The organism is Staphylococcus sp. GDY8P67P (genome assembly GCF_017892545.1).
In the GTDB taxonomy this organism is placed as follows: Bacteria; Bacillota; Bacilli; order Staphylococcales; family Staphylococcaceae; genus Staphylococcus; species Staphylococcus ureilyticus.
Genome location: NZ_JAESLH010000034.1, coordinates 14,275 through 34,371, shown reverse-complemented (window position 1 = coordinate 34,371; position 20,097 = coordinate 14,275). Strand labels below are relative to the sequence as shown.

Here is a 20,097-nt window from a genome sequence, read left to right as displayed (position 1 = left end):
TAATTGCTTCTAACATTGTTCTTGCTTATCACTTTACGAACAACAATTATTATTTATATTTTTAAATCTCATTTTGATTTTTGAATTTAATTTTTATTTTGAAATTAGAAATATTATTTTGAAAATAATTCTTTAAAACTTTTTTGTAATTCAAATCTGAAATTACTTTTTACATTTACTTTCTTCTCTTAATGAACTTCTTAACTGAATTGATTCAACAAATGAAATCATTTATCTTCTGAACTCAATCAACAATTGAACTTCAACAAATGAATTAACTTAAACAATTTATCTTAATTGGATTAATCATTCTTAATTAGAAATCAAATATCAATTACAATTCATTTCTTCTCTTTGAATGTTGATGAACAATCACAATGAAACTTCTGTGTGAACTATCTCATTAGTTGGATCTAATCCTCATACTAAAAGTAGTGACCTTATAAACTGTGTGCTTAATAACCCGACCTTTAATGTAGGTAGCTTAATCACTGCGTACTTTATTGTGCAGTCCTCTAAACTATCCACCTTAATAAGCAGTGTGCTTTAATACACAGTGTCTTTAATGCTTGGGCACTTTATAACAGATGGCGCTTTATTATCTATGCTCATTATTTGCCTGCACCTTTAATACTTGGGTCTTATAACTGCATGTGCTTTTATATACTATGTTGAAGTATCTGCTACACATTGAATGCGTTCCACATATATCATTGTGATTACTTTCACATATATACTTTAAGAAAAGACCACCACCAATTAATAGTGATGGCCTAAACCAACGTACAGAAGAACTAGGATCTAATGAAAATAACAAGGAGTTAAATGCCCAATGGCTAATTTAGACTTTAATACTGAGCGCTCAACATTAAAGATTTAGTATATCTTTAATATCTATATTATACCATGAACGCCGTCATAATGCTACTTTATATTATCTAGTATTAATAGAAATTGCTTTTATTTTACCAATCTTTTCAATGAGCTTATTCATCGATGTCACTTCATCTGTATAGATTTGTACACTCTTAACTTTGTTATGCTGCACTAACTTTATAAATTCTTGCATAATTGGTTTGTCATCCACTTCTATAGACAGTCCATACAGTCCTTTATTAACTACCACTGTTAAATTGCCGCGATGTATCGATGCTAGGATATTACTATCCTTATTGTTGTCTAACATCACACATAGCTTGTCATTGTCTTTTAATGCTTGAAATACATTGTTATCTAACTCATATGGTTTAAATGTCTGATAGTTAGGATCTACTGTTTTGGTCGTTCCCATTTCTACAGGTTTATCTGTCGTAAGTGCTTGTACTGTAATTCGATTCTTTTGCTTATTATATTTAACGTTATTATCTGATTGTTTGATTGTTGTTAGCATATACTCACATCCTTACCATTGTTTTTTGCCATAATGATATTTTTGGAACTCATCACGAGAAACGGTATCTAATGCTTTCTCCAGTTGCCATGCATAGCCTCTAGGAGTCGTTTGTTCGTCGTACTTGTTGCCATCACCTAAATTGATTTCATGGTCTAGCATTTGGCCTTTATACTGGTTGTGAATGTTACCAGGATTATTTTTCTCTTGCTTAACATAACGTTCACGAGATATACGACGACCAGCCTCATTTTTATTCTCAATCATTTTACGATACACTTTCACAACATCTTGCAGTTTATCCTGCATCTCTTTCGCTAGTTTTTGATGTTCATCCTTAAATCCTGTCATTTCTTCGTTATATGCCTTATAGAACTCTTTGAATTCTTCATCGGTTACTTTGTAATCATCTGTATTCAATTGTCTATCTACCTCAATTAATTCTTGTTCCAAATCAGCTTGTAGACCTTTTAATTTAGTTGCTTCTGCAAATTCATCATTATTTTGATAATGTGTAATTTTACTATTAAGCTGTTTAATACGATTTGTTAGCTGTTGGTATTTTTGTTTAATCTCTTTTGCCTTAACACCCTTATCATAAATTTGATTATCAAAGATATTGATTGTATTGTCTTGTACTGTTTTTACCATAATTAAATGCCTTCTTTCGTTTTTGATTTATTATGCGTTTTATTGCACTAAAGTCTTTCTTATTTCTAGCATATTGCCTTACCAGTGAATCAAGATACCTAACAGATACATTGTTCACATGGGTAGGTAAACGCGCTAGAATCTGATGTGCTATCCGTTTATGATTCATGGAAACACTCCCTTAACTTATTTTCTGTGTATTACCTTTAATATGGTGTGTCGGCATAACATAGTGACTATTTCTATCAATTTCTAACATACGTTTACCATCTCTGTATTTCTGCCAATATTTAGCATCTGCAGTGAGTTTATTAATTTCATCTAGTAAATAATTAATCGCTAAATGATCACCACGTAAATATATTGTCATATGCCCTACACTGTTATAGTTGAGTTTCAAATTATATCCTCTTAACCACAAGAAGATTGATTCAGTATTTAACCTTGATTGCAGCTTTGCCTGTCCTAAACTCGACAAGCACCAATCACATGTTATAAAGTCTATTTCTAAATACTGATACTTGCCCTGTGTTTTATAGATGTGACAAATAGGTTTGTTAGCAATTTCTAAATTCTTAATATCATTAAAGTTGAGTTTCTTATTATTTAATTTGAATGATTTCTTATAGCTCATTTTCTTCATCCTCTATTCTTTTTAATATATCCTAAATAATCCTAAATAGACGGTACTCTTTTCTTAATCAGCAATTCTTCTTGGTTCTTTCCTCTTTTTCCGTAAGTTTTGAAACCATACTTTTTAAAATATAATGTATTATTTTGCGTTTCAGTCCATAAACACACTGGAACATTTATTGTGTTAGCAATATTTATCACACTGTTCATTAATTTCTTTCCATAACCTTTTTCTTTTGAATGCAAAGAATCTACTTCTATCATTAATGGAACGTTAAAACATTCAGCATGATTCTCGTTAGGTCTACGCAAATTAAACGCTATAGTACCTTTAAAGTCTTTTGTGAATACTTGAATAAAATTACCAAGTGGCAAAATATAGAATCCATTTTCTGCTAATTTTAATAGTCCTAATATAAAACCACATTCTTGTTTTTCAGAACTGTTTAATAATATTTGTAACAAACCAGCTTTAAATGTTTCTTGATTTGCTGCCACATTGTTTTGAAAATCATTATTTTTTGCCATACGTTCAAAAATATCATGTTCAATTTCGGTTATAGTCACATTATTAACCTCCGTTTGTTTTTAGTAGCGTATTTACTCTACCATTCTACTTTTGCGCTACCTCGTATTTCCTTGTCATATCAAGCGTTACTAGAGTTTTAGTAGCGGTAGCATTACTTTTCTGTACTCACAGATATTTATATATATATGATTTGTGAACTTAAAATATTTTCAATCTCATAAAATTCAATCTACCGCTACTAAAATAGACAAACTCCTTGATGCTATAGTCTTTATAAGGGTAGCGTTTAGGTAGAATTAAGTAGAGTTACGCTACTTTTATCTTTTTCTGAATCCACCTCTGACAACACCATTACCATTAATTGTGAATTTCACTGATTTTTTCCAAACCACATTAAAGTGATTTTCAATAATTGTTCTAAAATCTGATTTATCTATAGGGTCTCTTATAAAATTACTATTGCACCAAACTTTATAATCTTTATATGAGATTGATTCAGGTGTGTTCAAGAAATAATCAATACTTCTGTTCTCAAGATATTCACTTAAAGGGTTATTATTATCTGTGAACATTTCAATACTTTTATCAGAGCGCTCATTGTGTGTAATATATGAGCCTTCACGTTCTAACATGTCAGCTAAAGTATCAATTGCTAATTTTAAAACGTACTCCTTAGCACTTTCACTATTAATTTTGTTAGTGCTTTCTGTAACGCTTAATCTTGTCTCATCATCTTTAAAACTGTATTCAAATGGTATAATGTGCAATCTTTTATTAATCTGATCCCCACTTTCTTTAAATTTAGGGTAATGATTACTAGCGATAATAAACGGCGTTTGCATACGCACTGAACGGCTGTCCTTACCTTTTTGTTCAATTTCAAGGTACCCACCTGTGACTGAAGTTTTAATATTACCAGTATCCTCAATTTCAACATTAGGTAAATCATCAACTAAATTCGCCATTTTTCCATATATACTCGAACCTGCAAAATTATTATTTGCTAACCTTTGTGGACTTACTGACGATATTTGACCACCACTATCGAATGTAGCTTTAATCATATGCTGTAATGTAGATTTACCATTATCTGCAACAGTACCTAAAAGATATAGAATTTGATCAATTAGTATTTTGGGGTATAAAACTTGTGCAAACATTTCATATATATTGATTTTTGTAGCTTCATGATTACATGACACTTTTTGTATAGTAGTATCAATAAATTCATCGTATGCATTCGGATTATATGCTGTAGGTATTTTACTAATTACAAATATATCGGGTGTAAATTTTTTAAAACTTTTTGATTTAAAATGAACTAATCCATTTTTAGCAGCCACATAATCTGTATTGACTTCAGTTTTAATATCACATGTATCTATAATGTAATTTCTAACTTCTTTAACGGCATTATCCTTTAAAATTTCTAAATTCCTTATGATGCTTCGCATCTTACGACCAGTTTTATCAATTTCATAAATACCACTTTTAGGACTGTAAATATATATTTCTCCGTCAGCGTCGGGGTATCTAACAATTGATTTCTCTTGCAAAATATACTCAGCCATTATTGTGTGGGCAAACGATGGCTTATAATTTGTATCACCATCTGGATAGATCCACCATGAACCTTTTTTTAGTTTTTTAGATTTTGATTTTTCAAAGTTAAAGTCATAATTTGAATTTTTAAAAACTTCACTTTGATTACTAATAGCCTTATCTAGCTCTAACTGCCCCCATGTAGTATTGCCACGTTTACTATTCCATTTATCAGTCAAGTTATTATAATCTAAAAATAATCGTTCCATTTGCCCTTTATCCTTGCTCGTATAAAAAGCTAGATAGTGTAATAAACTTTGTACACCTTCACTAGGACTATCAAAGTATTTTTCATAATTACCTTTTAATAGATCACTGATTTTATCTTTATTTTTAGATTTCATCATGATATCCAATACTTCATCATCACTTAAATCATTAGTGCGATTAGGATGTATTGTGAACGTCTTAACTGGTTCCTCTACTTTAAAATACCTCTCTACAATATTATTGATCGTTGCTTGTACTTCACATATTTCACTTTGACCAATTGATTCACCAGTGACTGTCATAAATCTTGCGTTATTATACAATTCAATATCTAAATCACTTCGTTTTTTCTTTCGCTCTGAAGGTAGTTCACCTTTAAAGAAACAATGTAATCCTGTGCCACTAGGTGATAATTCACAGTAAGTTAATTCTGTCATTTCTAATGCTAAATCAGTTTGTAATTGACCTGTATCAGGATTGACTGCATCATCTATATCTAAACAAATATAATCATCATCATTGCTTAACACAAAGCCGATACCGTTATAACTGTGATTCTTCTCATACAAACTATGAATTGCATCAAAAATCGTCCATGTTTCACTTTCTGTAGAACTTGCACGATAACCAGCATAGCTATATGGCACTTTTTTATATTGTTTTTGCTTGTTATCCCATTCAGCACGCCACAATACCCATTTAGGCAATTGTTTTAATTCATCGGGTATTTCTAGCGCATTGACTTCAATGATTTTATCTTTTTCCTTAATTGCCATTAAATTCCTCCCTATTCACTTCAAAAACGAAGCACGGAATGATATAATATATTTATATAAATAAGCCATTCCATGCTTGTTTTGCTTTATTGTTATCGAAATTCATTTATGCGTTGTCAGATTCTGTCGCCAAACATTCATCTGATGACGCTATTTCTATATCTAATGCTTTAAAATCTTTGATTAACTTATCAAATTGCTTTAGATACGCTAACATTAACTCAGTTGTATGTTCATGTTGTATACGAGATTCGTTATAACCTATTGCGTAAGTCATCATTTCCTCTTTAGTTGTTAAATCTCTTTTAGTGAACATTTCATCACCATGCCACACATGTGCAGTAATCACGTCATCAATTTTTTCTTTCAATAATTCAAATTCGCATATTAAATCTTTCTGATTCCAATTCATCGTAAAACTCCTTTATTTATAAAAATTGATATAATTTGGTCTGTTTTTCTCGATCGCTTTGATTAACTTTTCAATTTCTAGCTTAGCAAGATAGAGATTGTTTAGGTCATCTTCCCGTGAGAAGTAACTGATTTCATTTGCTATATCATAATTCTTGACCTGCATTTGCTTTAAGATATTGGTAGCGTATACAGACATTTGTATCATCGTTTCAAAGTCTTGGATCATATCCAAAATATCCAACTCGCCAATATATTTATCGTTCACACCTTGACGTTTCATATAAGCTTGGATGAGTTGCATTTCTTCTACTTGTCTGTCATCTTTGCTTAAACCTCTATTATTAATACGCTCACTTATAAGCATGAGTGCAACTTCTCTGCCATATTTGCTTTTAAATTCTTTAATTTTCATGTTATTTAACTCCCTTTTCTAATATTTGTCATTTGCATTTTTAAATCGTTTAAATCGATATTTAATTTGTTGTTTAAATTAAATAACAATTCTCCCAAATCTTCGCTAATTTCTTTTTCAAGTGGTTTTGACTTACAATAATCAATTAGCCATTGCATTAATTCGTTAGCATAATCACTTTGACCTAACACATGATGCACCTGTTCTGTTTGTTCGATATATTCATCTTTTGTCATCTTATTCAACCTCTAATTCTTCTTCGTCATCTAGGTATACGTCATATTCATCGTCATATTCACCATGAAATCTATTCATATTAGTAAAAATGCTTGCTTCATCTTCAACCGTTAAGCCGTATAGTAATTCAGCGAGACAATCTTCATAGCCTAGTTCTTTTAATGCTTCCACACGGCGAATACCATCAACGATATAAAGCCCATCTTCTCTTGCACTGACTGTGATAAAACCTATAGCAAGTCTGTTAAAGTTTTCTACAATACCGTCAACGTTTGGATTATCTGTGGAACGATATGAGTAATCCACTTTCAAATCATTAATATTAACTGTTTCAAATTTTTTATTCATTTATACTTCCTCCAAATTTGTAAATTTAATTCCATATGCTGTTGCGACAATAAAAATTGCAAATGCTATAAAGATATCTAGTGCTATACCAATTAATACAGTTAGTATTGATAGCATTAAAATGTATATTAGGTATTTCATGTTATCCCTCCTTATGACCCTACTTGAATTGAGTTGCTAAATAATTCATCTATAGGCATACCGTATAGATCACTTAATATCTTTGCTTCATCTAAAGAAAATTTTGCCTTTCCACTTTCTTTAAGTTGATAACGTTGTGGCGAAATACTAAGTTTCTTTGCAATTGCTTTTTGAGTATCACCTTTCTCACGTCTTGCGATGTATAACATTGGATATGCTAAGTTTGTCATTTTGTTCTCCTCCCAATTAACAAGTTTATATGTTATTTCTTGTTGTAACTATACTATACAATTGTTATAACCATCTTGTCAATACTGTATTATGATATAAATTCAAAATGACATGTTTATATGTTATTATTTAAAAGAAGAGGTGAATAAATGTGATTAAATTCAATTTAAAAAAAGTAATGAAACAAAAAAACCTTAATATAAGTCAATTAAATGAAATGACAGGTATATCAAGGAATTCTTTAAGTCTTTTAATTAACGGCAAAAGTCAAGGCATACAATTTGAGACTATAGAAAAGATAACAAGAGCTTTAAATATTGAAGTGGAAGAATTATTTGAAAGAAGCTTTAATGAACTAAAAATTGAGTTCGGAAATTTGTACAACATTACTCAAAAGCATGAGTATCAGACAGGCAACGTTGATCCCGAAACTAAAGAATTTATTCCTATTGAGGGAAAAAAGGGAGAACATAACTATACTTTTATAGGAATAGGATCTAAGTATATGATTGATGGTAATGAATTAGAGGAAGCGATACCTTATAATTTTTCTTTAGAATTTAATACAGATGATGTTTTACATTTAAATATCCTATTAAAAAATAGTGACTTCATAAATGATTTTATCTATTTGTTAGATAATGTAAAAAACTTCCAAAATTTGCTCATGACATATATAACATTAAAAATATTAGAAAATTTAAAACAAAGTAAATTAAAAACAATTAAAAATAATTTTAAAATAACGAATAAAATAATCGAAGTTACTTATGATTTAAGTGAGAATTCTATTAAACTACCCTTGAATGATGATTTAACTATTAGTTATGAACATTTAAATTATGAAGTAAAAAAAACAAATGACAAATCACTTTACAAAGTCATTTTTGATGATGGAATATATTTTAAATACCAAAAGTAGGTGAAACTCCATGCAACACGACCTTAAGCTATCCCACAACATTTATAAAGATGCTAAACGTGGTACATACTATTTCCGTATTAAATACTACGAGAAAACGGGAGAACGCAAAGAAATTAAACGTACTGGATATAAACAACGTAAAGAAGCTGTGAAAGCATGTAACACTTATATGGACGAAATAGAGGGTATCGGCAAGATTAATCAATTACCGTTCGATGAATTGGTACAAGAGTATGTTGAGTGGTATTCTGCACGTCGTAAAGCATCAAGTTTAAAATCACTTAAGACACATACCAATAATCATTTATTACCATTCTTTAAATCAATGGACGTATTCAACATGACTACACAAGATGTGATGAAGTTTCAGAATAAGAAAATGAAGGAAGGACGTTCTGCAGAATATTTGAAGAAAATGCATGTATTCTTGGTATCTATATTGAACCATGCTATGAAGTATCATGATCTAAAACAAAATGTTGCATCATTAGTAGGTAACTTTGAGATTGAGACACAGAAACGCTTAAATTACTGGACGTTAGAACAATTCAATCAATTTCACGATATGTTACCTAATTTGCAACAAAAAGTATTCTTCAAGCTATTATTCATGAGTGGCGCACGTAAGGGAGAGATTAGAGCGCTCACATGGGACAATGTAAACTTTGAGGATGATTATATCCATATAAACAAAACGGACTACCACGGTGAAGTGACAGCCCCTAAAACGAAAGCGTCCATACGTGATATATATTTACCTGCTCACATGATGGACGACTTACAAGAATATTTAAATTGGTACAAAGATAATAATATTTATAAATCTAATTATGTACTATTTGGCACATTTTTTAAAGCATTTAGTGAAAGTGCTATTGATAGATGGTTTACTGGTACACTTAAAAAGCTTGATGAAACATTGCCTAACGGGGAAACTTTCCCACGTATTGTCATTCATGAATTAAGGCATAGCCATGCGTCTATGCTAATAAATCATGGTGCTAGCCCTATGATAATAGCGCAACGATTAGGACATACATCTACAGAAGAAGTAACATCACGCTATGGTCATTTGTACCCTAGCACGCAAAAAGAAATAATAAAATATTTATGACGTTGTGCAAAGTTTGCACGGCGTTTTTTTATTGCTTGGGGCTAAACTGGGGCAATATTGGGGCAACAAAAATAAAAAGCCCTTAACCACAAGGGTTAAAGGCTACATAGTGGAGACGGCGGGATTCGAACCCGCGTCCAGAGGTCCTGATACTAATCTTTCTACGTGTGTAGTCTATCAAGGTATTTCGCATAATGTTAGGTGATAGACAGCCGACATTATGCTAGTTCGATTAATCTCTTCTAGGCAGACTTCGAACGGCAGTGCTTAGCGTATCCTATTAAGGTTGAATCGCGTTAACTGCACATAGGAAATGCAGTTAGGCGATGCAGAGTGCTATTAGGCAGCTACTGCGAAATTATTGTTTGATTTGTCAGTTAATTTTTAACTGTGTGTGTTGGTGCGGAGACAACCCTCCGACACGCTTAACTAGCTCGGGGACCCCTGTCGAATCCAAAAACGTCCCCTTAATAATATAATGTACTTTCTGCAGATTTAATCATCTATCTTTTCAGAAAGCACATATTATATTACCAAAGATCGAAGTCTTTGGCAATATTTTCGCTTAATAACGCGCTTTAAGCGCTCTATCTACGTCACGTTTCATTGCTTTTTCTTTCAATGCCTGACGTTTATCATGTTTTTTCTTACCTCTTGCAACACCAAGTAAAACTTTGCATTGACCGTGTTTTAAATAGAGTTTTAAAGGAATGATGGAATAACCAATTTCTCTAGTACGTTCTCCTAATTTTGCTATTTCACGTTTGTGTAATAGTAATTTGCGTGAACGACGTGGGTCATGGTTAAATCGATTTCCTTCTTCATATGGGGCAATGTGCATATTATTTAAAAACATTTCGCCACGATTTACTTGCGCATAGCTATCTTTAAGGTTTGCACTGCCACGACGAATGGACTTAATTTCTGTCCCTTTCAACACAATGCCCGCTTCAATCGTATCTTCTATATTAAAATCATGTCTGGCCTTACGATTTTCAGCTAATGTTCCTGGTGATTTTTTCTTTGGCATTGAGTTTCACCTCTTTGTTGAATTATTTTTTCTTCTTACGAGCTTTATTTTTCACTTTTTTATCTTTGTAAAATGGCTTGTGTTTGGTGTTACCACTTGCTTGTTTGTTTTTATTGCGTTGGTTTTTACCTTTTCGTTGTTTCTTCTTGCCTTTTTTATCATTATTTGAGTTATCTAATGATTGACCGCGTGGCTTCGCTTGAATCGTCTTACCACGTGAAGGTCTTGGACTACGCTCTTTTTTCGGTAATGGCATACCGACAATTTGGAAATCGATCATACGCTCATCAACATCTACGTTAACAACTTTGATTTTAACTGGATCACCAATGCGAAAGACTTTAGCTTGGCGTTCTCCAATCATTGCCATTTGACGTTCATCGAAGTGATAATAATCGTCGGTCATCTCTGATACATGTACCATACCTTCGATTGTATTTGGCAATTCGATAAACATACCAAAATTAGCTACAGAGCTGATGATACCTTCATATTCTTCTCCGATATGTTGAACCATATATTCTGCTTTCTTCAATTCATCGGTGTCACGTTCTGCTTCGATCGCTCTACGTTCTCTTTGAGATGTATGATCAGCAATTTCTGGTAATGCTTCTTCCCATTTATTAAGTGTTTTATCATCCATTGTTTTATCAATAAGATATTTACGAATAAGTCTATGCACGATTAAATCTGGATATCTTCGAATCGGTGATGTGAAGTGTGTATAGTGTTCTGCTGACAGGCCGAAGTGACCTAGATTCACATCATCGTAACGTGCTTGTTGCATTGAACGTAACATCATAGTAGAAATGACCATTTGCTCTGGTTGACCTTCTACTTCTTGTTGAATTTTTTGTAAAGTTGATGGATGTACTTCTTCGCCAGTACCTTTAATCATTAAACCAAAGTTAGTAATAAAGTCAAAGAATTGGCGTAAACGTTCAGATTTCGGTTGCTCGTGTACACGATATATAAATGGTACATTTAATCGATCGAAATGTTCTGCTATCGTTTCGTTGGCTGCTAACATAAACGATTCGATGAGACGTTCACCTTCACCGCGTTTTCTTAATTCTACGTCTGTTGGAATGCCTTCATCATTGACAAGTACTTTGGCTTCACTGATATCGAAGTCAATTTCACCACGGCGTTTACGCATGTTGATTAAACGTTCAGACAAGTCTTTAGCTAAATCAAGCATTGATGTAACTTCGTTATATTGTTTGCGCGTATCTTCATTTTGATCTGTAATAATTTCATTCACTTCATCGTATGTCATACGATAATTTGAATGAATCACACTATCAAAGATTTCATGATTAACCACATGACCACGTTCATCTAATTCCATCTGGCAACTTAAAGTTAGCCTATCTACTTGTGGATTCAATGAACAAATACCGTTACTAAGTCGATGAGGTATCATTGGAATTACACGGTCAACTAAATATACACTTGTTGCACGGTCGTATGCTTCTTCATTTAGTGCTGATCCTTCCGTTACATAATAACTGACATCAGCGATACTCACTGTCAATTGTGTATGACCATTATCTAACTTCTTGACACTAATTGCGTCATCTAAGTCTTTAGCGTCTGCGCCATCAATTGTAATAGTTAGCTCATTTCTTAAATCACGACGTCCTTCAATTTCAGATGGTTTGATTTCATCTGGTACAGCTTCAGCTTCTTCTAATACCTTATCTGGAAATTCTATTTCAATACCATGTTGATAGATAATCGACAAGATGTCGACACCTGGATCATTTTTATGACCTAAAATTGCTGAAACTTGGCCTTCTGGGTTATCGGTACCGTCCGCATATTTCGTGATTTGTACTAATACTTTATGCCCATCTATCGCACCTAAATTATGACCTTTAGGTATAAACACATCTTGCATAATGCGTTTATCATCTGGTAAGACAAATCCAAAATGTCGAGCTTCACTGTACGTGCCCACTACTTGGGTAACGGAGTGTTTTTCGATTGATTTTACTTCACCTTCCAGCTTACCTTTATGTTCACCTTTAGAGTTTTGTAATTCGACAAGTACAGTATCTCCATCCATTGCACGATTAATCTTTGTAGGTGGGATAAAGACATCATCCATCTCATCGTCTTCAGGACGTAAGAATGCAAAGCCTTTTTTATTTTGACTAAGCGTACCTTGTATTAATTTCGATTGTTTTGATTTTTTAGATTCCTTACGTTGGTATCTGTCTGTCTTCGTACGTTGAATTAATCCTGTTTGTTCTAATTCAACAAGTACCTTGATTAAGTCTCTAAATGAGTCGGCACTATTTAAACCTAATGCATCTTGAAAATCTGATACAGACATGGGTTCATAATCTGGTTGCTTAATAATTTCTTCTATGGATTGCTTTAAATTCATTATGCCCCTCCTTTCTATAATTAAATACTAAAAATTTATTTGGACCAATCTAATGATTCTAAGAATTGGTATATATCTTCAAAAACTTTTTCTTTTTCTTTATCAATTGTAATGACATGTCCTGAATTCGCATACCATTTAATTTCTTTATCATCAGACTCGCTGTCATTGTATATAATATTAGCAGAGTCGGTATTAATCATTTGATCTTGCTCACCTTGGATAACAAGTAGCGGATCCATTACCTCGTCTACTTGATTACGTATACTTTGAATCTGACCTTGTAGATCTTTTAACGTATCTGTTGGATGAAACGCATCCATTTCTTTTTCTATGGTCGCTTCATCTTTGCCTTCGTATTTTTTGAAATTACGCGCATACGTTAAGACACCATCAAACATTGCACCTTCAGTCTTAATATGCATAGGTGAACACATTGTTATAATACCCTTTACATCTCTATCTAAGCTTATTTTTAATGCATAACAACCACCCAGTGATAAGCCAGCAACCACAATTTCATCATATCCTTTATCAACAAGGAATTCGTATCCATCTATTGCATCTTTATACCATGCAAATGGACTAGATTGCAGTATCTCTTCTGGTGGTGCTGCATGACCATCATATTGTGGTGCATAAGAAGTGTAACCCTTTTTTTGTAAGAATCTACCTAACTGTCTTACATCTGAAGAATTCCCTGTAAAACCATGTAAAAGTAATACAGCACGATTACCTTCTTCAAAAAAGAATGGTTCTGGTAATCTAATTTGCATTGTGACTCAATCCCTTCATCCAAGCTATTAAAATAATTATGATATCAGTTGTACTCAAAATATATTCCCTACTTCGAATCATTTAAAAGTCGAATACTTCCATTATAAATAAAAAAGCCCGACTTTTACATTGTCGGACCTTATAAACCAAAATAACTTATGCCTAACATTAACAAGAAGAAAATGACAGACAATACAATTGTTAATCTATGCAAGAATAAATCAACGCCACGTTGTTTTTGTTTACCAAATAACTGTTCAGCGCCACCGCTTATCGCACCTGATAGTCCATTACTTTTACCTTCTTGGAGTAATACAACAGTCACTAATGCAATACAATCTAAAATTAAAATGATCATGAAAAATGTATGCATAAAAATTGTCCTCCATTCATTATATACGAACCGCATTATATCACACGTTTATCTTATTTAGCAAACTTCTATCTATTAAAAGTGCTTTTACGTTTAATTGAAACAACCAACATATATATCGCTAAAATAAGTGACATGATCAATACAATTGTTAACGGTAAGATATTAATCATTGATTTTGTATCTAATATCGCTTCATAAACCGCATTGATATTAACTAAATTATATAAAATTTGTGAAGTGAATACTGCAAACATAAACCACCACAAATAAGTATGCCTATTCCAAATCGCAATAATCCCTGTTAAATTAGCAATCACATACATGATACCTGTAAATTGGAAACTGTTTTTTATCACACCAATTGCGTTTTCAGAAGGCTTTTGTCTACTATTTATTAACATTTGTTTTATTACACTATCGTCTAAAATAACGAATAAATGAATCGCATAAAGTATTGCTATAATTAGTGAAGTGTAGGCAAGAAAATGACCTGTTCGAATTTCTTTTGTTTTAGGTTGTGCCTTCATAATCAGTCAATGCTCCTTCTATAATTTACACTATTAATTATATCAGTTTCACAAACAAAGATGAACAAATTAAACAATGTAAATCTTGTATTTCATTAATATGTATGTTTCTCTGACACAATTGGTCATCATAACTGAAATCGACAGGTATCGCAATAACCTAACTGCACCATACGCATGGCGTATGGTTTTTTTATCCAATAAAAAACACGCAAACCCATAGGGTTTACGTGTTAGCGCGTGAACTCATTTTTTAGATAAACACTATTTATCTAAATTGTAGAAAGATTTAATACCATCGAATTTACCTGTTTCAAATAATTCATCTTCGATGCGTAATAATTGATTGTATTTAGCAATACGGTCAGTTCTTGATAATGAACCAGTTTTAATTTGACCAGCATTTGTAGCAACTGCGATATCAGCAATAGTTGTATCTTCTGTTTCACCAGAACGGTGTGATACTACTGCTGTATAACCAGCTTTTTGAGCCATTTCAATAGCATCAAATGTTTCAGTTAATGTACCAATTTGGTTAACTTTAATTAAGATTGAGTTACCGATACCTTTTTCGATACCTTCTGATAATTTAACAGTGTTAGTAACGAATAAATCGTCACCAACTAATTGAACACGATCACCGATACGGTCAGTTAATACTTTCCAACCGTCCCAGTCATTTTCATCCATACCATCTTCAATAGAAATAATTGGATATTTATTAACCAATTCTTCTAAATAGTCAACTTGTTGTTCTGCTGTAAGTTTTGAACCATTTTCGCCTTCGAATTTAGCATAGTTATAAACACCATCTTCGAAGAATTCTGATGAAGCACAGTCAAAGCCTAAGAACACATCTTTACCAGGTTCTAAACCTACTGCTTTAATCGCTTCTAAGATTGTTTCAACAGCATCCTCTGTACCTTCAAATTTAGGAGCGAAACCACCTTCGTCACCTACTGCTGTTTCTAAACCACGGTTTTTAAGGATTGATTTTAAGTTGTGGAAAATTTCTGCTCCCCAACGTAATGATTCTTTAAATGTTTCTGCACCAACTGGTAAGATCATGAACTCTTGGAATGCGATTGGCGCATCAGAGTGAGAACCACCATTTACAATGTTCATCATTGGAACTGGTAATTGTTTACCATTGAAGCCACCTAAATATTTATAAAGTGGTTGGCCTAATAAATCAGCTGCTGCACGTGCTACTGCAATAGAAACACCAAGAATAGCATTTGCGCCTAATTTACCTTTATTTTCAGTTCCGTCTAATTGAATCATCATTTTATCAATTGAAACTTGTTCTAATACTGAAAATTCACCTTCAACTAATTCAGGTGCAATAATTTCATTTACGTTTTCAACAGCTTTCGTTACACCTTTACCTAAATAACGTGATTTGTCTCCATCACGTAATTCAACTGCTTCGTGCTCACCAGTAGACGCACCTGATGGTACAAGTGTGCGACCAAATGCACCGCTTTCAGTTAATACTTCTACTTCCACTGTTGGGTTGCCGCGTGAGTCAAGGACTTCGCGAGCATAAACATCTGTAATAATTGGCATGTTTGTAATCTCCTTTATAAATAAGTAGTTTAGAAATATTAAATTTCATCTTTATTATAGCTATAAATACTATAAATACAAATAATTTAATTACTTCATTTTGATTATGCGTGCCATCAGTCATTTAAGCAAATCTTAAACAATGACACGCCCTTATATTTCTGGTCTTTAGACCATATTGTGTTTATATTATTTTAATGCTTGATAAGTGATTCACCAGTCATGTCTTCAGGTTGTTTTACTTGTAACAAATCTAATAGTGTAGGCGCTAAATCACCTAGTCGACCTGTTTCACGTAAAGTTTCACCCTCTTTAGTAACAATCACTGGTACAGGGTTGGTCGTATGTGTTGTCATTGGTTGCTCATCATCAGTGAGTACCATATCTGAGTTACCATGGTCAGCTGTAATGATGGCATGACCACCCATATCAATAATTTTATCTACGACTTCACCTAAACACTCATCAACTGCTTCAATCGCTTTGATTGTAGGTTCAAGCATACCGCTATGCCCCACCATATCAGGATTGGCAAAGTTTAATAAGATTAAGTCTAAGTCACCTTTATTCAACTCTTCAATCAGTGCGTCTTTGACTTCATAAGCACTCATTTCTGGTTTAAGATCATAAGTTGCAACTTTAGGTGAGTCAATCAATCTACGACGTTCACCTTCGAATTCATCATTGCGACCACCACTCATAAAATAAGTGACATGCGGGAATTTTTCAGTTTCCGCTATACGTAACTGTTTCAAGCCATTATCTTGTGCAACTTCACCAATTGTATTTGTTAAGTCGACTTTTTCAAAAACAATTTTTGCATCTACATTATCATTATATTTTGTAAATGTAGCGTAAAATAAGTCATTAACTTGATCTACTTTAAAGCCTTCAAACGCTTTATCTGTAAAGATTTCAGACAGTTGACCAGCTCTATCAGGACGGAAGTTATAGAAGATGACTGCATCTCCATCATTCACGCCATTATTTTGATCTTTGATGATAAATGGTTCGACAAATTCATCAGTTAAATCTTTAGCATAGTTTGCTTCAACACCAGCTTTAGCTGATTCAAATGTTTCTCCACCAAAGTTACGAATTGCGTTATAAGCTTTTTCTTCTCTATCCCAGCGTTTATCACGATCCATTGCGTAATAACGACCTGAAACAGATGCGAATTGGCCAATGCCTAATTCTTTAAATTTAGCTTCTGTTTCTTCGATATATTTAAGTGCTGATTTTTGGTCGACATCACGTCCATCTAAGAACGCGTGTACATAAACGTTGTCAACGCCTTGCTTTTTGGCTAATTCTAATAAAGCAAATAGATGCTTGTAATGACTATGCACACCACCATCTGACAATAAACCAAAAATATGAAGTGCTGATTGATTACCTTTTACGTGTTGAATCGCCTGGTTCAATACATCATTTTCAAAGAAATCGCCATCTTCAATAGATTTATTGATACGTGTTAAACTTTGATAAACAATGCGTCCAGCGCCAATATTCATGTGTCCAACTTCTGAATTACCCATTTGACCTTCAGGAAGTCCAACATCCAAGCCACTCGCTTCGATTTGTGTTGTTGGATATTGATTATAATAACGGTCAAAATTAGGTTTATTAGCTAGTTTCACAGCATTACCATGCTCACTTTCTCTATTTGCAAAACCATCTAAAATAATTAATGCAGTTGGTTGTTTAGCCATATTATTTTGCACCTTCTAACAATTGTACAAAATCGTCCACTTTAAGAGATGCGCCACCTACTAATGCGCCATCGATGTCTGATTCTGCCATGTATTCTTTTATGTTGTTAGGTTTAACACTACCGCCATATTGAATACGTGTTGCTTCAGCAACTGATTGTCCTGATAAGTCTGCAATCGTTTCTCTTACAAATGCACACATTTCATTGGCATCTTTTGCAGTTGATGATTTGCCAGTACCGATTGCCCAAATTGGTTCATATGCAATGACAACTTGTTTCAATTGTGTTTCAGATAATCCTTCAACCGCTTTTTTCACTTGGTTACCAACAACTTCATTAGCTTTGCCACTTTCGCGTTCTTCGTCTGTTTCACCAACACAAATAATTGGAGTCATACCATGATTGAATACGGCATGTGCTTTTTTGTTAATATCTTCATCTGTTTCATGGAAGATTTCACGACGCTCAGAGTGTCCAATAACAACGTATTTTACACCTAAATCAGCTAATGCTACTGGTGATGTTTCACCTGTAAATGCACCATTATCTTCATAAAAAGCATTTTGTGCACCAATTTGTAAACCTTGTGCTTTACCTTCATTAACTGCTGTTACTAAGGAATCTAATTGAATTGTTGGAGCACAAATGACAGATTCTACCTCTTTAGTATCTGGTAATGCTGGTAATTCATTAATAAAATCTTTAGCCTCTTGAACTGTTTTGTTCATCTTCCAGTTACCCGCAATAATTGGTTTTCTCATTATATACACTCCTATAAGTAAATTATGATTAATTTTTAATCAAGTTTTGCTCGTAAATTAACGATTATTTATTAGCAATCGCAACGACACCTGGCAATTCCTTACCTTCAAGATATTCTAATGAAGCACCGCCACCAGTTGAAATGTGACTAAAGTCATCAGCATATCCTAATGAAATCGCTGCTGCAGCTGAATCGCCACCACCGATAATTGTGTTTGCGTCTTTCATTTCAGCAATTGCTTCACAAACCCCAATTGTACCTTTTGCGAAATTACTGAATTCAAATACACCCATAGGTCCATTCCAAACTACTGTATGAGCGCCTTGTAGTTTTTCTTTGAATAATTCTACAGTTTTCGGACCAACATCCATCGCTTCTTGGTCGGCAGGAATGTTATCGACAGAAACTTCTGTAATCTTCGCATCATTAGAAAATTCTTTTGCAACTTTACAGTCTACAGGTAATACAATTTGATCTCCTGCTTTTTCTAACAATTCTTTTGCAAAGTCTACTTTATCTTCTTCTAATAAAGATAAGCCGATTTCTTTACCTTGCGCTTTGAAGAATGTGTATGACATACCGCCACCAATAAGCACTTTATCTGCAATTTTCAATAAGTTAGTGATTACACCAATTTTATCTGAAACTTTAGCGCCACCAAGAATTGCAACTACAGGTTTATCTGGGTTTTCTACAACACCACCGATATATCTAATTTCTTTTTCCATTAGATAACCTGCTACAGTTTCTAAGTGAGCTGCAATACCTACGTTTGACGCATGTTTACGGTGTGCCGTTCCAAATGCATCATTTACAAATACATCACCTAATGATGCCCAGTATTTACCTAATTCAGGGTCATTTTTAGACTCTTTTTTACCTTCTAAATCTTCAAAACGTGTATTTTCAACTAATAGCACATCACCTTCATTTAAATCTTTAATTGAGTGCTCTAATTGTGTTCCACGTGTTTCAGGAACAAATGCCACGTCTTTATTTAATTTTTCAGCTAATGCATTAGCTACAGGTTTTAAAGTTAATTCTGCTTTATCACTTTCTTCTTTAACTTTTCCTAAGTGAGAGAATAAAACGACTTTACCACCTTGTTCAATAATATATTTTATAGTTGGTAAAGCTTGAACGATACGGTTGTCGTCCGTAATTTCACCGTCTTTCATAGGTACGTTAAAATCTGCACGTACAAGTACAGTTTTACCTTTTAACTCGATATCAGATACAATTTTTTTTGTCATGTAATCTTCCTCCTTTAGATGGATGAATAAAGTAAAATAAGCGGAGAAGCGTTGAGCTCCCCGCTTACTCCTAAGCTTAT

At 33.2% G+C, this 20,097-nt stretch carries 23 protein-coding genes and 1 other RNA gene; 2 read left to right on the top strand and 22 right to left on the bottom strand.

All coding sequences use genetic code 11. The features are described 5' to 3' along the window. Window positions 1-934 precede the first annotated feature (934 nt). The 12 genes from KA833_RS13535 to KA833_RS13480 all read right to left on the bottom strand — a co-directional run bounded on the left by KA833_RS13535 (window position 935) and on the right by KA833_RS13480 (window position 7,573). Window positions 935-1,390, bottom strand: coding sequence for a hypothetical protein (locus KA833_RS13535; RefSeq protein ID WP_040030199.1), 456 nt, complete (start codon window positions 1,388-1,390; stop codon window positions 935-937). A gap of 12 nt (window positions 1,391-1,402) precedes the next feature. Next, complete coding sequence (locus KA833_RS13530; RefSeq protein WP_210139592.1) at window positions 1,403-2,041, bottom strand: hypothetical protein; 639 nt, start codon at window positions 2,039-2,041, stop codon at window positions 1,403-1,405. Continuing rightward, the gene (locus KA833_RS13525) at window positions 2,001-2,210 is read right to left on the bottom strand and encodes a hypothetical protein (RefSeq protein WP_210123251.1); all 210 of its coding nucleotides are present in this window, start codon (window positions 2,208-2,210) and stop codon (window positions 2,001-2,003) included. The genes KA833_RS13530 and KA833_RS13525 overlap by 41 nt, the downstream gene beginning before the upstream one ends. 12 nt (window positions 2,211-2,222) lie before the next feature. Next, window positions 2,223-2,675, bottom strand: a complete 453-nt coding sequence (locus KA833_RS13520; protein ID WP_245336306.1) for a hypothetical protein — start codon at window positions 2,673-2,675, stop codon at window positions 2,223-2,225. A gap of 41 nt (window positions 2,676-2,716) precedes the next feature. Beyond that, window positions 2,717-3,241: an N-acetyltransferase gene (locus KA833_RS13515; RefSeq protein ID WP_210122401.1), complete on the bottom strand. Its 525-nt coding sequence runs from the start codon at window positions 3,239-3,241 to the stop codon at window positions 2,717-2,719. Window positions 3,242-3,520: 279 nt separating this feature from the next. Beyond that, complete coding sequence (locus KA833_RS13510; RefSeq protein WP_210139588.1) at window positions 3,521-5,791, bottom strand: phage/plasmid primase, P4 family; 2,271 nt, start codon at window positions 5,789-5,791, stop codon at window positions 3,521-3,523. A 106-nt stretch (window positions 5,792-5,897) separates the two neighbouring features. After that, the gene (gene tscT, locus KA833_RS13505) at window positions 5,898-6,203 is read right to left on the bottom strand and encodes a type II toxin-antitoxin system toxin TscT (RefSeq protein ID WP_210139586.1); all 306 of its coding nucleotides are present in this window, start codon (window positions 6,201-6,203) and stop codon (window positions 5,898-5,900) included. A gap of 12 nt (window positions 6,204-6,215) precedes the next feature. Next, complete coding sequence (locus KA833_RS13500; RefSeq protein WP_210139584.1) at window positions 6,216-6,617, bottom strand: hypothetical protein; 402 nt, start codon at window positions 6,615-6,617, stop codon at window positions 6,216-6,218. A 5-nt stretch (window positions 6,618-6,622) separates the two neighbouring features. Continuing rightward, complete coding sequence (locus KA833_RS13495; RefSeq protein WP_210139583.1) at window positions 6,623-6,853, bottom strand: hypothetical protein; 231 nt, start codon at window positions 6,851-6,853, stop codon at window positions 6,623-6,625. Between the two features lies 1 nt (window position 6,854). Next, on the bottom strand, window positions 6,855-7,202 hold the full coding sequence (locus tag KA833_RS13490) for a ParB N-terminal domain-containing protein (protein ID WP_245336305.1): 348 nt from the start codon (window positions 7,200-7,202) through the stop codon (window positions 6,855-6,857). Further along, window positions 7,203-7,343 (bottom strand): hypothetical protein, encoded by a 141-nt coding sequence (locus KA833_RS13485; protein ID WP_210139582.1) that lies wholly within the window; start codon window positions 7,341-7,343, stop codon window positions 7,203-7,205. 11 nt (window positions 7,344-7,354) lie between these two features. Beyond that, window positions 7,355-7,573, bottom strand: coding sequence for a helix-turn-helix transcriptional regulator (locus KA833_RS13480; RefSeq protein ID WP_070657685.1), 219 nt, complete (start codon window positions 7,571-7,573; stop codon window positions 7,355-7,357). 152 nt (window positions 7,574-7,725) lie between these two features. Between KA833_RS13480 and KA833_RS13475 the strand changes: the two genes are divergently transcribed. After that, window positions 7,726-8,496, top strand: a complete 771-nt coding sequence (locus KA833_RS13475) for a helix-turn-helix domain-containing protein (RefSeq protein ID WP_129314897.1) — start codon at window positions 7,726-7,728, stop codon at window positions 8,494-8,496. Between the two features lie 10 nt (window positions 8,497-8,506). After that, window positions 8,507-9,613: a tyrosine-type recombinase/integrase gene (locus KA833_RS13470; RefSeq protein ID WP_192946582.1), complete on the top strand. Its 1,107-nt coding sequence runs from the start codon at window positions 8,507-8,509 to the stop codon at window positions 9,611-9,613. 107 nt (window positions 9,614-9,720) lie between these two features. On the opposite strand, the gene ssrA is transcribed toward KA833_RS13470, so the two are convergent. The 10 genes from ssrA to KA833_RS13420 form a co-directional block, all read right to left on the bottom strand. Next, window positions 9,721-10,080, bottom strand: a transfer-messenger RNA (tmRNA) gene (gene ssrA / locus KA833_RS13465). A gap of 98 nt (window positions 10,081-10,178) precedes the next feature. Then, a complete protein-coding gene (smpB, locus tag KA833_RS13460) occupies window positions 10,179-10,643 on the bottom strand; it encodes an SsrA-binding protein SmpB (protein ID WP_046207457.1) in 465 nt (154 codons plus the stop codon). A 22-nt stretch (window positions 10,644-10,665) separates the two neighbouring features. Continuing rightward, complete coding sequence (gene rnr / locus KA833_RS13455) at window positions 10,666-13,038, bottom strand: ribonuclease R (RefSeq protein ID WP_210128404.1); 2,373 nt, start codon at window positions 13,036-13,038, stop codon at window positions 10,666-10,668. Window positions 13,039-13,073: 35 nt separating this feature from the next. Beyond that, window positions 13,074-13,814, bottom strand: coding sequence for an alpha/beta hydrolase (locus KA833_RS13450; RefSeq protein ID WP_046207455.1), 741 nt, complete (start codon window positions 13,812-13,814; stop codon window positions 13,074-13,076). Window positions 13,815-13,954: 140 nt separating this feature from the next. Next, on the bottom strand, window positions 13,955-14,188 hold the full coding sequence (gene secG, locus KA833_RS13445) for a preprotein translocase subunit SecG (RefSeq protein ID WP_019469442.1): 234 nt from the start codon (window positions 14,186-14,188) through the stop codon (window positions 13,955-13,957). A gap of 68 nt (window positions 14,189-14,256) precedes the next feature. Then, complete coding sequence (locus KA833_RS13440; RefSeq protein ID WP_046207454.1) at window positions 14,257-14,718, bottom strand: hypothetical protein; 462 nt, start codon at window positions 14,716-14,718, stop codon at window positions 14,257-14,259. A gap of 264 nt (window positions 14,719-14,982) precedes the next feature. Next, a complete protein-coding gene (gene eno, locus KA833_RS13435; protein ID WP_046207453.1) occupies window positions 14,983-16,287 on the bottom strand; it encodes a surface-displayed alpha-enolase in 1,305 nt (434 codons plus the stop codon). A gap of 194 nt (window positions 16,288-16,481) precedes the next feature. After that, on the bottom strand, window positions 16,482-17,999 hold the full coding sequence (gpmI, locus tag KA833_RS13430; RefSeq protein ID WP_046207452.1) for a 2,3-bisphosphoglycerate-independent phosphoglycerate mutase: 1,518 nt from the start codon (window positions 17,997-17,999) through the stop codon (window positions 16,482-16,484). A gap of 1 nt (window position 18,000) precedes the next feature. Next, window positions 18,001-18,762, bottom strand: coding sequence for a triose-phosphate isomerase (gene tpiA, locus KA833_RS13425; RefSeq protein ID WP_210128405.1), 762 nt, complete (start codon window positions 18,760-18,762; stop codon window positions 18,001-18,003). 64 nt (window positions 18,763-18,826) lie between these two features. Next, the gene (locus tag KA833_RS13420; RefSeq protein WP_210128406.1) at window positions 18,827-20,017 is read right to left on the bottom strand and encodes a phosphoglycerate kinase; all 1,191 of its coding nucleotides are present in this window, start codon (window positions 20,015-20,017) and stop codon (window positions 18,827-18,829) included. Window positions 20,018-20,097: the final 80 nt, after the last annotated feature.